Origin of the sequence: Galactobacter caseinivorans (assembly GCF_003640665.1) — a bacterium.
GTDB classification, from domain to species: Bacteria; Actinomycetota; Actinomycetes; order Actinomycetales; family Micrococcaceae; genus Galactobacter; species Galactobacter caseinivorans.
In genome coordinates this window covers 1-13,874 of record NZ_QQXL01000001.1, presented here as the reverse complement: position 1 = coordinate 13,874, position 13,874 = coordinate 1, and the positions used below count along the sequence as shown (strand labels likewise).

The following is a 13,874-nucleotide window of genomic DNA, read 5'->3' as shown; positions in this document are numbered from 1 at the left end:
ATGCCGACGTTACCCCGCCCCGAATCGCCCCGAAAGCCGCTCCCGCATGCTGGCGCTGGCCTCATTGAGCCCCACTACCTCCGCGTGCTTTCCGCGCTGGCGGTACTTCTCTTGGATGGCGTCCAGCGCGGCGATGGTGGAGGCGTCCCAGAGATGGGATTGGCTGAGGTCGATGCGCACCGCGGCGGGGTCACCGGCATAGTCAAACTGCGTGTAGAGATCGTTGGAGGAGGCAAAGAACAATTCCCCCTGCACCACGTACCGGGCCTCCTCCTGCCCCTCGTCGCTGACGATGCTGCGCTGCACCGTGACGAGGTGGGCCACCCGGCGGGCAAAGAGCACCATCGCGGTGAGGACGCCCACCACTACTCCGATGGCCAGATTGTGGGTGGCGACCGTGCCGATCACGGTCACGAGCATGACCGCCGTCTCCGACTTGGGCATGCGCCGCAGCGTGGACGGCTTGATGCTGTGCCAGTCAAAGGTGGCGATGGAGACGTACATCATGATGGCGACCAACGCGGCCATGGGGATCAGCGCCACCACGTCCCCCAGCACCAGCATGAGCAGCAACAGGAACGTTCCCGCCATGAACGTGGAGACGCGGCTCCTGGCCCCGGAGACCTTCACGTTGATCATGGTCTGGCCAATCATGGCGCAGCCGCCCATGCCGCCAAAGAAGCCGGTGACCACGTTGGCCACGCCCTGCGCAAAGCCCTCGCGGGTCTTGCTGGAGGGCGTGTCGGTGATGTCGTCCACCAGCTTGGCCGTCATCAGGGACTCCAGCAGTCCCACGATCGCCATGGCGGCGGAGAACGGCAGGATCACCATGAGCGCATCCCACGTCAGCGGGAGCTGCGGGAGCGCCAGGAGAGGCAGCGAGGAGGGCAGCTCCCCCTTATCCCCCACTGTCGGCACGGCGATGCCTGCCGCCACGGTGACCAGCGTGAGCACCACAATCGCGACCAGCGGAGCCGGGATCACCGTGGTGAGGCGCGGCAGCCCAAAGACAATCAGCAGGCCCACCGCCGTGAGCGGGTACACCAGCCACGGGACACCGAGCAGCTCCGGCACCTGCGAGCCAAAGACCAGGATGGCCAGGGCGTTCACAAAACCCACCATCACCTGGCGCGGAATGAAGCGCATGAGCCTGGCGATCCCCACGGCGGCAAACACCACCTGCAGCACGCCAGCCAGGATGACCGCGCCCAGGAAGTAGCTCATCCCATGCGAGGCCACCAGTGGCGCCACCACCAACGCCACCGCTCCGGTGGCCGCGGACACCATGGCGGGCCGGCCACCCAGCACGGAGGTGGTGATGGCCATGGTGAAGGCGGCAAAGAGGGCCACCTGGGGGTCCACGCCGGCAATCACGGAGAACGCGATGGCCTCCGGGATCAGCGCCAGCGCCACCACGAGGCCGGCCAGGACCTCCACCTTCAAGAGCCTGGGGGACTTCAGCACTGTCAGGACGGATTGGCGCTGCAGCGGCGTGAGTTCCGCGGCTTGGCGGGGCATGAGTCTCCGTTTCAAGGGGCTGCGGCCGGGCGGAACTGCCCTGAGCGCGCTCAGACTTTACCCTAGCCGCCGCACCATTTCCGCGATCCACAAGGGTGCATAAGGGGAGGTGCAGTTGGGTGGCGTGGGGTAGTCCTTGAGCACGCCAAGCTCCTGGCCTATCTCCACCGCGCGCGCCCGCAGGGGCTCATGGTTGATCCCGATCTGCGCCAGTGCCGTGTTCATGGCCCATTGCAGCCGCTCCGGGGCCGCGACCATGCGCGCCTCGATCTGATCCAGCAGCCCCGCCAGGTCCAGACCCTCCGGGTCCTTCTGCACTCGGTCTGAGGTCAGGGCCCACCCTGCCGACTCCGCCACAGCGTCGCGGTGCGCCATCCAAGCCCGGCGCAGGGACTCGGCATGTGCGCTCTTCTTGACCACGTAGTTCACCAGCCAGTCCTGAACCTTGGGCGAGCGCGCCTGGTGCAGCATGGCGTCCAGCTCCGCCTCTGTGAGGGACTTGGGCTTGCAGATCAGCAGCGCCAGTAGTTGCGCCGCCGTGTCCGGCGTGGCCCAGAGCTCCTTGGACAGCGCCGGCTGGGTCTTGAGGCGCTTGGCGATGGCGCGCAGCTTGCCAAGGTTCACACCATGATCGTCGCCGTGGCGCTCGTTGACGGCCCGCGCCCTGGGATCCTCCAGCGCGTTCAGCTCCGCCAGGACCTGCGCAAGCGACACGTCCGCGATCATCGACTCCATGGTGCCTCCAAGAGATCAGTAGTGCTCGACGGCGTGTGGCTGGGTCCGGTGGTGGGCCGCACGTTCCGCGCTCAGTCAAGCCTGTGAGGGGCGGCACGTCTAGACGGCGCGCCACTGGCGCGGGCGCTCTCGGTAAACTTGGCCCATGACTTCCTCCCAGGCCGACCCGGCCCCTGCTGACTCTGGCCAGGCCGACCCCGCCTCCGTCGATTCCGGCACACCTGACACCGGCGCGCCTGATTCCGGCGATCACCGCCGCGCACCCCGCCAAGGCCGCGCTGTGGAGGACCCCACCTTCTACCGCGCGGAGCCGGTGAGCTTTGTGCGCCGCGGGGAGCGCATGACCAGCGGGCAGCAGCGGGCGTGGGACACCATGCACCAGCAGCTCCTGATCGAGGTGCCGCGCCACCACGCCTCCACCTCCGTCCTGCCGGACGCACAGATCGATGTGCCCGCCGCCTTTGATCACCCGGAGCACCCGCTCACGGTGGAGATTGGCTCCGGCCTGGGAGAGGCCACTGCGCACGCGGCCCAGCAGCACCCCGAGCGCAACTTCCTGGCTGTTGAGGTGTACACCCCTGGCCTGGCCAAGCTCATGGAGGAGGTGGAACGCCGCGGCCTCACCAACGTGCGCGTGATGCAGGCCAACGCCCCGGAGGTGTTGGACGTGGTGCTGCAGCCCGGCCAGGTGGACGAGCTCTGGATCTTCTTCTCCGATCCGTGGCATAAGAAGCGCCACCACAAGCGCCGCCTCATCACGGACGCCTTTGCCGCTCGCGCCGCTCGTGTGCTGCGCCCTGGGGGCGCCTGGCGCCTGGCCACGGATTGGTCTAACTACGCGGAGCAGATGCGAGAGATCATCGAGGCCTCGGAAGAGTTCAACAATGAGCACCTGGGCGAGCGCGCCGGGGAGGACTCCCCCCTGACGGATATCCGCCGCCAGGAGATTGAGAAGCGCGAGGCGGAGCCTGACTTTGTGGACGAGCGCGGCGGCTGGGCACCGCGCTTTGAGGGCCGCACCCTCACCAGTTTTGAGGACAAGGCACTCAAGGCCGGGCGCAACATTTTTGACCTGACGGCCAGACGGCTCTAAAGGAGAAGGGCGGAAGGTGGAATCTCAGAGACTCAACACCTTCCGCCCTTCAGCGCCCTGGGGGGCCGGAGCGACAACTTGGGGGAACGTCGCTCCGCAGGCGCGGTTGTGGCTCCCAAATGGGGGGATTGGAGCCACAACCACTAGTGAACAGCATTCAGTGGCCTCGAATCAAGTGCACGCCAGATGGTGTGACTTTGATCACCTTGTGAGTTCAAACATGCCCCAGCTGCGGGTCTGGCGCGCGCGTGCCTCGCGCCCATTTTTCTTGATCGAGACCTCTCCGGTGCTGCCTGCTGAGAAGACTCGGACGCCACCCGGGCCCATGGCCTGGGCCTGGCTGCGCCACAGCGTGACCTGCCGTTGGAGCTGCATGACTTGATCACGCAACGCCGCCGCTTCCCGCTCCAACTCGATCATCCGCCGCACGCCCTCCAGGGACACTCCGACGGTGGAGAGCTCCTGGATCCTGCGCAGCCGCTCCACATCCACGCTGCTGTAGCGCCGGTGCTTCCCGTTGCGCCGTTGCGGCACCACGAGTCCCATCCGGTCATATTGCCGCAGCGTCTGCGGGTGCATATTGGCCAACTGAGCCGCCACGGAGATCACAAACACCGGTTCGTTCTGCTCCATCGTGACCACTCCCTCCTTCTCGTGAGGCCCTCCCCCTCCTACAGATGAGGGCCTACAGTGCGGCGCGCGTGCTCAAATCCGCGCGCGGATCCTCGCCCGCCGTGGCGGCCGCGAAGGCCTCCAGGGCAGCCGTGGCCTCCTTGTTCAACCGGGACGGAACCGCCACGTCCAGGATCACGTACATGTCCCCGTGACGCTTGGCGGTCTTGACCCCCCGGCCCTTCAGCCGCAGCGTCTTGCCGGACTGCGAGCCTGCCGGAACCTTGACCTTGACGGAGTCCCCGCTCAGGGTCGGCACGGACAGCTGACTGCCAAGGGCTGCCTCAGCGAAGGTCACCGGAATGTGGACCCGGATGTCATCGCCGTCGCGCTGAAAGAAGGGGTGCTCCTTGACGTGAACCTTGACCAGAAGGTCACCGTTGCCCGCGGCGCCGGAGCGGCCCTTGCCCTTGGCGCGCACCGTCTGCCCGTTGCGCACACCGGCGGGAATGCGGACGTCGATGGTTTCCCCGCTCGGCTCACGCAGGCCAATCGTGGTGCCCTCGATGGACCCCTTAAAGGTGATGGTGGTTTCCGCTGACCGGTCGGCGCCGCGCTGTGGCTGCTGCTGGTAGCCGCCAAAGCCGCCGCCACTGCCACCAAACATGCCGTTGAGCAGGTCCTCGAAGTCGGCGTTGCCGCCGGCGCCCGGGGCGTAGCGAGGGCGCTGCCCGCCTGCGCCGCCGCCGCCAAACATGCCGCCAAACACGTCGTCGAACCCCGCACCGCCGCCGCCTCCGGCCTGGAAGCGCGCGCCGGAGCCCATGGCCCGGACCGCGTCATACTGTTGGCGCTGGTCGGCATCGGAGAGCACCGAGTTGGCCTCGGTAATGTCCTTAAACTTGCCCTCGGCCGCCGCCTCGCCGTGGTTTGTATCAGGGTGGTACTTGCGAGCGAGCTTGCGGTACGCCTTCTTGATGTCTGCATCGCTGGCGTCCTTGGAGACGCCGAGCACCGCGTAGAAATCCTTGTCCACCCAGTCCTGACTGGCCATCTAAGCGCCTCCTTCTCAGGTATTCGCATGTGATGAGCGGGACTCCGCTCAGAAAAGTTCAGGGGGCGACGCCGCCCGGGCACCTGGCCCGGGCGGCGTCGAACTGCTTATTCTCCCGTGGAGACCATGACCTGCGCTGCGCGCAGGACCCGGTCGCCTCGGCGGTAACCGGCCCGCAGGATCATGCCCACGTGATCGGCTTCCATCCCCTCCACCGGCTGGCGCAGCAACGCCTCGTGAATCGCGGGGTCAAACTCCACCCCGGCCTCATCGATGCGTTCCAGGCCAACGGCGCCCAGTGCGGTGTCCAGCTTGGCCGCGATGGCGGCAAACGGACCGTCCTGAAGATCGCCCGCAGTGCGGGCCGCATTCAGGTCATCCAGCACGGGAACCAGCGCGGACACGGTGGCGTTGATCCCGATCTCCCGGGCCGCCTCCTTGTCCCGCTCCACACGGCGGCGATAGTTGGTGAACTCTGCCTGCAAGCGCTGCAGATCCGCCTTCAACTCGGCCTCCGCGTCGGAGCCCTGCTCCTGGGCGGCGGCCGCGTCGTCGAGGATCTGCTGCGCCTGACTCAGCGCATCACCCTCGGTGTCCTGTTCCGCTGCGTCCTCCTGGGGCGCAGTGGGCTCCTCCTCGGGCTGAATCTCCTCGTTCGACATGCTCGCCTAACCTCAGTTCTTCTTCTCGTCGTCCTCGTCAACAACCTCGGCGTCAACAACATCCTCATCCGCGGAGGTGGGCTGACCCTCGGCACCCTCAGAGGCGGCCGATGCCTGCTCCTGGGAGTACAGCGCCTCGCCAAGCTTGGTCTGGGAAGCCTGCAGCTTCTCATACGCGGTCTTGACCTCAGCGTCGTTGTCCTGGCCCTCAAGGGCAGCCTTCAGCGCGTCGACGTCCGCCTGGACCTCGGTCTTCACGGCCTCGGGGAGCTTGTCCTCGTTGTCCTTGATGAGCTTGTCCACCGAGTAGGCGCTGGACTCCGCGGCGTTGCGCGTCTCCGCGGCCTCGCGGCGCTTCTTATCCTCAGAGGCGTGCTCCTCGGCTTCCTTGACCATGCGGTCAATGTCGTCCTTGGAGAGCGAGGAACCACCGGTGATGGTCATGGACTGCTCCACGCCGGTGCCCTTGTCCTTGGCGGAGACGTGCACAATGCCGTTGGCGTCGATGTCAAAGGTGACCTCAACCTGCGGCATGCCGCGCGGGGCCGGCGCAATGCCGGTCAGCTCAAAGGTGCCAAGCGGCTTGTTATCCCGGGTGAACTCTCGCTCACCCTGGAAGACCTGAATGGACACGGAGGGCTGGTTGTCCTCAGCGGTGGTGAAGGTCTCCGAGCGCTTGGTCGGGATGGCCGTGTTGCGCTCAATGAGCTTGGTCATCACGCCGCCCTTGGTCTCGATGCCCAGGCTCAGCGGGGTCACGTCGATCAGGAGCACGTCCTTGCGCTCACCCTTGAGCACGCCAGCCTGCAGCGCGGCGCCTACGGCGACCACCTCATCCGGGTTCACGCCCTTGTTGGCTTCCTTGCCGGCCAGTTCCTTGACCAGCTCTGCCACGGCGGGCATGCGGGTGGAACCGCCAACCAGGACCACGTGAGCGATCTCTGAGACCTTGACGCCGGCCTCGGTGATCACGTCGTTGAACGGCTTGCGGGTGCGCTCCAGCAGGTCTCCGGTGAGCTCCTGGAACTTGGCACGGCTGAGGTGCTCATCCAGGTGCACGGGACCGTCCGCGGTCACGGAGAGGTACTGCAGAGAGATGTTGGTGCTGCTCGCGGAGGAGAGCTCCTTCTTGGCCTGCTCTGCGGCCTCCTTGAGGCGCTGCAGGGCAATCTTGTCCTTGGACAGATCGGCGCCCTTGGCCTTGGCCTGCGAGAGCAGCCAATCAACCACGCGCTGGTCCCAGTCATCGCCGCCCAGGCGGTTATCGCCGGAGGTGGCGCGCACCTGGATCGTGGCGAAGCCGTCGTCATCCTTGCCAACCTCAAGCAGGGACACATCGAACGTGCCGCCACCCAGGTCGTACACCAGGATGAGCTCGTCCTCATTGCCCTTGTCCAGGCCGTAGGCCAGGGCGGCCGCGGTGGGCTCGTTGACGATACGCAGGACGTTCAGGCCCGCGATCTCGCCGGCCTCCTTGGTGGCCTGACGCTCGGCATCGTTGAAGTAGGCCGGAACGGTGATGACCGCGTCCGTGACCTTCTCACCCAGGTAGTCCTCGGCGTCGTGCTTGAGCTTCATCAGCGTGCGAGCCGAGATCTCCTGCGCGGTGTACTTCTTGCCATCCACATCCACGCTCCAGTCGGTGCCCATGTGGCGCTTGACGGAGAAGAGGGTGCGGTCAACGTTGTTGACGGCCTGGCGCTTGGCGATGTCTCCCACCAGCACCTCGCCGTTCTTGGCGAACGCAACGACGGACGGCGTGGTGCGCGAGCCCTCGGCGTTGGCAATGACAGTCGGCTCTCCGCCTTCAAGGACGGAGACGACAGAGTTGGTGGTTCCGAGGTCGATACCCACGGCACGGGACATGGTTTTCCTGCTTTCTTTCTCGGTGATGTCTATAGCCACCGGGGCCTGAGCGACCCCTTGAGCCATCTGCACTCAACTTTACTCGGCACCGTTTTGATGTCAAATGAACTTGATTCGATGTGACTCAACTTGCGGCTTCGGGAGGTATAACCAGGGCGTCTCCGGATTCATTCCCAGGGCGTTCAGGTAGGAAAGAGGGCATGACTGAGCCCGGAGGCAGCCGCCGCGAGCCGAGCCGCTATTTCTCCCCGCGGGCCAGCTTGCTTGGCCACCACATGGCGCGGCCCAGCGTGTGCCCCAGCGCGGGGACCAGCAGGGTGCGCACCACCAGGGTGTCCAGCAGCACACCGAAGGCCACGATGAAGCCCAGCTGCACCATGAACATGATGGGCACCACGCCTAGCGCCGCGAAGGTGGCCGCCAGGACCACGCCGGCGGAGGTGATCACGCCGCCGGTGACCGCGAGCCCGCGCGTCAGGCCGTCCTGCGCACCGCGCTTCTTGACCTCTTCCCTCACCCGGGACATCAGGAAGATGTTGTAGTCCACTCCCAGGGCCACCAGGAAGGTGAAGCCGAAGAGCGGCACCGCCGGGTCCGCACCAGGGAAGTTGAAGACCCCGTTGAAGATCCACGCGGAGACGCCCATTGCCGTGCCGTAAGAGAGCACCGTGGTCACGATCAGCACCAGCGGCGCCACCACAGAGCGCAGCAGCAGCATCAGAATGATGAGGATCGCCACCAGCACAATCGGGATGATTTTCTGGACGTCGTGCTGCGCCGTGGTCTGCTTGTCCAGCGCCGTGGCGCTTGACCCGCCCACCAAAGTCTCCGAGTCGACGTCGTGCACTGCAGTTCTCAGCGTCGCGATGGTTCCCAGCGCCGCCTCAGAGTCGGCCGAATCAGAGAGCGTCGCGGAGATCTGAACGCGCCCCTCCACCACCTTGGCCGCGTTCTTGGGGGTGACCGGGCCGCCGTTCTGGCCCACGATGTAGGCGGAGGCCACGCCGTCCGTTGACTCGGTGGCCTTCAGGACCTGCGCCTGGTCCGCCTCCAACGCGTAGACCTGCGCGGGGCTGCCTGCGCCGGCGTCAAAGTGGCGTGCGATGGCCTCGTTGCCCGCCTTGGAATCGGTCTGCCCCAGCACCAGCTCCGACTCCGGCACGCCGGAGGCCTTGAGCTGGAACACCCCGGCGCAGCCCACCAGCAGGACCAACGCCGTGGCGACCCACACCACGCGGTGGTGGCGGCGCACCCACAGGGCCAGGCGGCCCCAGAGGCCGTGGCCCGCCACCAGTTCCTGCTCGGCGCTCGACGCCGTTGGGGCCGGCTTGGGCATGAACGGCCAGAAAGCGGCGCGGCCAAAGAGCCACAGCAGCGCCGGCAACAGGGTCAGCGCCGCGATGACGGAGAAAACGATGCCGCTGGCGGCGATGGGACCCAGAGCCTTATTGGAGTTCAGATCCGAGAACATGAGGCACAGCAGGCCCACCACCACGGTGCCACCGGAGGCCAGGATGGGCTCCACCGAGCGCAGCCAGGCGTGCTTCACGGCGGCCCAGCGATCCTCGCCCTCCGCGATGGCCTCGCGGAAACGGGCCACCAGCAACAGGCTGTAGTCGGTGGCGGCGCCGATCACCAGGATGGAGAGGATGCCTTGGCTCTGCCCGTCGATGTCGATGATGCCGTTCTTGGCCATCAGGTAGACGGCCACGATGGCGGCGCAGAGGGCGGCCATGGAGGTCAGGAGCACCGTGATGGGCAACAGCACCGAGCGGTAGACGATCAGCAGGATCACCAAGACCGCGAGCAGCGCCACGATCAGGAGCGTGCCGTCGATCCCGCCAAAGGCCGTGACCAGGTCACCCGTGAAGCCGGCGGCGCCGGTGACGTGGATGGCGGCGGTGCCGGCAAAGGTGCCGTCCCCGGACGCCGTGGAGCTGAGCTCCCGGAGCTGGGCCACAGCCTCCTTGGTCTCCTCAGCAGCACTGAGGGGGACGATGTACTCAAAGGCCTTGCCGTCCTCGCTCGGGATGGGGCCAACGGCCTTGCCCTCCACCAGACCCGTGTCCTGGATTTTTTTCAAGAAGGCGGCGCCGGAGTCCTTGCTCAGCTCCTGGTCGGATTCCACGATGATGATCGCGGGGATGGACTCTGTGTCGCTGAATTTGTTTTGCCACTCCACGGCGCGCGTGGCCTCAGCGGAGGAGGGCAGGAAGGTGGTCTGATCCGTGGTCTGAACGTCTCCGATCTTGCCGAAGGTGGGACCACCGACGCCCATCACCCCCAGCCACGCGACGATCAGCAGTACGGCTCCGACGGCGCGCAAGATGGCGCCCTTGGTGCCCTTTTTCTTCACATGATCAGCCACGACGATCCTTCGTTCCTCCCGGAGATACTTCGACAATGGAAATAGTAGGTCATGGAAGTAGAATGTGCACATGATGGCCCGAGCAGAGAACGTGCAGCCTGACGCCGAACGCCTCCGCTGGGAGGTGGTGCGCCTACTGCAGGACGTCACGGTGGCCTCCGACCGCTACGTGGACTCCGCCGCCCGCGGCGAGGGCATGCACCGCACCGACCTCCACGCGCTCTCCGCGGTGGTGCGCCATCACGACGTTGACTCCCCCCTGACCGTGTCTGAGCTGGCCCACCGCCTTGACCTTTCCGCGCCCGCCACCACCGCGCTGGTGGACCGACTCTCCGCGAACGGGCATGTGGTCCGCGCCAAGAGCGAGGTGGACCGCCGCCGCGTCACCCTCTCCACCACCGACTCCGCCCGCGAGACCGGCGCACGCATCTTCATGCCACTGGCCCGCGCCATGTCCGCGGTCACCGCCACGTACACCGGGGAAGAGCTGGCCGTGATTGCCCGCTTCCTCGACGAAACCTCAGAGGCCATCACGGCCGCCGGGCCCGCGGAACGCGATCCCAAAGCGGTACCGAACCGCCAAGGTGGGCCGAGAACTCAAGCCGACGCCGCGGCGTCGGGCGCTGAAAACTAGGGGCCGCGCGGATGAGCCTGGCCACGTGGAGCACCCTGCTCACCGCCGCCATCGTCATTTCGCTCACCCCGGGCGCCGGGGCCGTGAATACGATGACCAATGCCATTACGCAGGGATGGCGGCGCTCCATCTGGGGCGTGATGGGGCAGCAGATTGCCCTGATTGTTCAACTGCTGATCGTGGCGGTGGGCGTGGGGGCGCTGGTCGCTGCATCGCCCGCGATCCTGACCGCCGTCAAGCTTTTGGGCGCGGCCTACCTGGTGTATCTGGGCGTGCGGATGCTGTTGGCCAAGCCGAAGGTCACCGAGACCGAGAGGGTGGAGGTGGTGGGCGACGACGCCGTGGCCCCTGCCGCCGCTGCCGCCGCTGCCGCCGCTGCCGCCACTGCTGCCACTGCGCCCGCCGGGCGACGGCGCGAACCCGCCGCCGCGATGCTGCGGCGCGGCATCCTGGTGAACCTGTTAAACCCCAAGGCCATCGTCTTTTTCCTGGCCTTCATTCCACCCTTTATTCGGCCGGACCAGCCCGCCGCACCGCAATACCTCATCATCGCCGCGACCTGCGTGGTGGTGGACGTGCTGGTGATGTGGTTCGGCTTCGCGCTGCTGGCGCGACCCCTGGGGCGGCTCATGGATACCGAGCGCGGGCAACGGATCCTGAATACGATCTTTGGGCTGTGCTTCATCCTGGTGGCCGGGCTGCTCTTCCTGGTGCACTGACACGGTGCGCCGACGGGCAGGACTTAGGCGGCCGGGGCGGGGGCGTCGATCGCGAGCTTCACGCCGACGGCACCCAACAGGGTGCCGGTGACCCACTTTTGCCAGCGCACCCAGGCCGGCCTGCGGAGCAGGAAGGCCGCGACAGAGGCCGCCGCGAGGATGATGGCGCCGTTCACCGCGACACCCACGGCGATCTGGATGGCACCGAGCTGGAAGCCCTGGGCCACGACGCTGCCCGCTGCCGGGTCGATGAACTGAGGGATCAGGGCCAGGTAGAGGATCGCGACCTTGGGATTGAGCAGGTTAGTGATGAGTCCCATGCGGAAGAGCTTGCCCAGGGAGTCCCGCGGCAGGGTGGTGGTCTGGAACATCGATGTTCCGCCCGGGCGCAGTGTCTTGTAGGCCAGCCAAAGCAGGTAGGCGGCACCGGCGATCTTGAGGGCAACGAAGAGCCAGGGGACCACAAAGAAGACAGCGGCCAACCCCAGGTTCGCCATCACCAGGTAGACCACAAAACCAGCGGCTGTGCCCGCCAGGGACACCATTCCCGCGCGCCACCCTTGGCTGATGCTGCGCGAGACCAGGTAGATCATGTTCGGCCCGGGAGTGAGCGCGAGGCCCAACTCCACCAGCGCGATGCCACACGCTGCCGCTAACGTGATCACAGAATCTCCGATGCGAGGTGGGGCTGATATGAGCATTTCATCATGGCAAGGGCGTGGCGCGTAACGTTGTTGTGCCGGCCGCGGGCAATCCTGCTTGATCTTGATGGCACGCTCCTGGACCACGAGAACGCCAGCGGCAAAGCTCTACTCGAGGCGCTCGAGGCGACGGGGCTGGGGCCCCGTGTTCACGGCGCCCCGGAGGCGGCACTGTCGCGGTGGCACAGCCTCGAGGTCCAGCACTTCCAGCGCTACCTTGACGGCGAGTTGAGCTTTGAGGAGCAGCGCGTCATCCGCACGCGGGAGTTCCTGGAGTCCTATGGGGTGGCGGATCTTGACCGAGCAGCGACGCTGCGATGGTTTGATCGCTACCGCGCGCAGTACCAGGCCGCGTGGCGACCATTCGCCGACGTGCATCCGTTCCTCAACGCCGTCGCCGCCCTAGAGCGCCCGCCCGCCCTTGCCATTGTTTCCAACGGCGAGCAGGCGCAACAGGAGGCAAAGCTCGTGGCTCTGGGGCTGGAGGGAATCAGGCTGTTTACGTCCTCCGCTCTGGGGGTACCCAAGCCCGATCCGGGCCTCTTTCACCAGGTATGTCAGGCGCTTGGCGTTCGATCCGATGAGGCATGGTTCATCGGCGACGACCGCGACGTGGATGCCGTGGGTGCGCAGGCCGCCGGGTTGCACGGTGTCTGGCTGGACCGGCACGGCATCGAGGTAGCGCCCGTGCCGCCTTCTCCGGCTGCTTGGCCAGCCCGCACGACGACGCTGGCGAACGTCCTCCACTGGATCGGCGCCGCGCGCTGACGACGGCTTGTGGGACGAACAATCTTCGCGTCCTGGTGCGCACGAACCCTTCTGTGGATAAGCACTCCCAACACCGTTAGGGATCGTCTACTGTGTGTTCATTACGCACTTGGCTGACTGGGGAGGGCTCATGGGCGCGTTTTTTGGGTTGAAGCGGTCTGGGGTTGCGGCGCGAGCTTTGGGGTTCGGCGTCGCGGTGTTGCTGGGTGTCAGTGCGTGTTCCGGACCGCCCGAGACCCCGGCTCAGACCAGTATTCCGTTGGGGAGTCCCACGCCGTTGGCGTCGTCGCCGTCATCGAGTCCGAGCGGCAGCCCGACAGATAGTCCCAGCCCGAACAACGCGTACGTACCGGCCACCAGCACGTCACCGGCCAAGAACGTGCCCAGACCGGTCCTTCCCGCACTGGCGAAGAAGAAGACCTTCGAGGGGCAGAAGGCGTTCATCAAATACTGGATGGAAACCTACAACTACGCCTTCGACACCGGCGACGGCACCCTGATCACCCAGATCTCAGACCGAGGATGCGTATTCTGCAAAGCCACGCAAGACGGCGCCAAAAAAATGTACTTAGACAGGAAGACCTGGCGCATTGGCGGGGGCGCCACGGTTACTAGCATTGGACAACCAACACTGGTTCAACCAGGAATTAGCCGCTTCACCATTGAAGTCAAGGATGAGCCCGCGCAGTATTTTACTGCGTCCGGTCCTAGTAGTCACTACAAGCCGAAGATTCGAAAAACAGCATCGTCCTACATCTGGCTTGAATATTCCGGCGGTGTATGGCGAACAGTTGACGCTGGAGCGAAGAATGCCTAGCGCTAAGAAACAACCTCTGGCTGTCCGTTCGTCACTATTCGTGTTTATCTTCATGCTCGCTTCTCTCGTACCCGGTCAGTACGCGTCGGCAGAACCTGGCGGATTCGACGGTGGCTACACTTCCGAGGATGGACAAGTCGGGATCAACGGGAAAATCATTAAAGATGCCCCGAAGCCGGGTCCGGTGGTGGTCAAGGGTAAGAACCCCAAAGCGCCCGGGGCCGGATCCTCCTCGAACGGGACACGAGGACCCAAGTTCATCTGGGACACCACCACCGTCTGCAACAACTCCCTCCCCAACTCCCGCATCAGCAAAGCGGTCAGCAA

General features: G+C 65.8%; 14 protein-coding genes. 6 read left to right on the top strand and 8 right to left on the bottom strand.

What is annotated here, in order from left to right; all coding sequences use genetic code 11:
• Positions 1-9: 9 nt before the first annotated feature.
• Positions 10-1,518: a SulP family inorganic anion transporter gene (locus DWQ67_RS00070; protein ID WP_121483566.1), complete on the bottom strand. Its 1,509-nt coding sequence runs from the start codon at positions 1,516-1,518 to the stop codon at positions 10-12.
• A gap of 57 nt (positions 1,519-1,575) precedes the next feature.
• Entirely contained in the window at positions 1,576-2,253 is a 678-nt protein-coding gene (locus DWQ67_RS00065; protein ID WP_121483565.1) for a DNA alkylation repair protein, read from the bottom strand.
• Between the two features lie 145 nt (positions 2,254-2,398).
• Here DWQ67_RS00065 and trmB point away from each other — a divergent pair, with 145 nt between their 5' ends.
• Positions 2,399-3,346, top strand: a complete 948-nt coding sequence (gene trmB, locus DWQ67_RS00060; RefSeq protein ID WP_121483564.1) for a tRNA (guanosine(46)-N7)-methyltransferase TrmB — start codon at positions 2,399-2,401, stop codon at positions 3,344-3,346.
• 201 nt (positions 3,347-3,547) lie between these two features.
• On the opposite strand, the gene DWQ67_RS00055 is transcribed toward trmB, so the two are convergent.
• The 5 genes from DWQ67_RS00055 to DWQ67_RS00035 form a co-directional block, all read right to left on the bottom strand.
• Positions 3,548-3,979, bottom strand: coding sequence for a heat shock protein transcriptional repressor HspR (locus DWQ67_RS00055; RefSeq protein ID WP_121484189.1), 432 nt, complete (start codon positions 3,977-3,979; stop codon positions 3,548-3,550).
• A 52-nt stretch (positions 3,980-4,031) separates the two neighbouring features.
• Entirely contained in the window at positions 4,032-5,012 is a 981-nt protein-coding gene (locus DWQ67_RS00050; protein ID WP_121483563.1) for a DnaJ C-terminal domain-containing protein, read from the bottom strand.
• A gap of 107 nt (positions 5,013-5,119) precedes the next feature.
• Positions 5,120-5,674, bottom strand: a complete 555-nt coding sequence (locus DWQ67_RS00045) for a nucleotide exchange factor GrpE (protein WP_121483562.1) — start codon at positions 5,672-5,674, stop codon at positions 5,120-5,122.
• Between the two features lie 12 nt (positions 5,675-5,686).
• The gene (gene dnaK, locus DWQ67_RS00040) at positions 5,687-7,540 is read right to left on the bottom strand and encodes a molecular chaperone DnaK (RefSeq protein WP_121483561.1); all 1,854 of its coding nucleotides are present in this window, start codon (positions 7,538-7,540) and stop codon (positions 5,687-5,689) included.
• Between the two features lie 238 nt (positions 7,541-7,778).
• Complete coding sequence (locus tag DWQ67_RS00035) at positions 7,779-9,908, bottom strand: MMPL family transporter (RefSeq protein WP_233555834.1); 2,130 nt, start codon at positions 9,906-9,908, stop codon at positions 7,779-7,781.
• A gap of 70 nt (positions 9,909-9,978) precedes the next feature.
• Between DWQ67_RS00035 and DWQ67_RS00030 the strand changes: the two genes are divergently transcribed.
• Together DWQ67_RS00030 and DWQ67_RS00025 are read left to right on the top strand one after the other, a co-directional pair.
• Complete coding sequence (locus tag DWQ67_RS00030; protein ID WP_121483559.1) at positions 9,979-10,542, top strand: MarR family winged helix-turn-helix transcriptional regulator; 564 nt, start codon at positions 9,979-9,981, stop codon at positions 10,540-10,542.
• 11 nt (positions 10,543-10,553) lie between these two features.
• Positions 10,554-11,261 (top strand): LysE family transporter, encoded by a 708-nt coding sequence (locus DWQ67_RS00025; RefSeq protein WP_121483558.1) that lies wholly within the window; start codon positions 10,554-10,556, stop codon positions 11,259-11,261.
• 23 nt (positions 11,262-11,284) lie between these two features.
• Here the strand turns inward: DWQ67_RS00025 and DWQ67_RS00020 are convergent, their stop codons facing one another.
• Positions 11,285-11,926, bottom strand: coding sequence for a LysE family translocator (locus DWQ67_RS00020; RefSeq protein WP_121483557.1), 642 nt, complete (start codon positions 11,924-11,926; stop codon positions 11,285-11,287).
• A gap of 42 nt (positions 11,927-11,968) precedes the next feature.
• Here DWQ67_RS00020 and DWQ67_RS00015 point away from each other — a divergent pair, with 42 nt between their 5' ends.
• The 3 genes from DWQ67_RS00015 to DWQ67_RS13935 all read left to right on the top strand — a co-directional run.
• Positions 11,969-12,730: an HAD family hydrolase gene (locus DWQ67_RS00015; protein ID WP_121483556.1), complete on the top strand. Its 762-nt coding sequence runs from the start codon at positions 11,969-11,971 to the stop codon at positions 12,728-12,730.
• A 130-nt stretch (positions 12,731-12,860) separates the two neighbouring features.
• Positions 12,861-13,547, top strand: coding sequence for a DUF6318 family protein (locus DWQ67_RS13560; RefSeq protein ID WP_147433568.1), 687 nt, complete (start codon positions 12,861-12,863; stop codon positions 13,545-13,547).
• Positions 13,540-13,874, top strand: a 335-nt coding sequence (locus tag DWQ67_RS13935; protein ID WP_233555833.1) for a hypothetical protein, incomplete at its 3' end; no start/stop codon positions are given. The genes DWQ67_RS13560 and DWQ67_RS13935, both read left to right, overlap by 8 nt.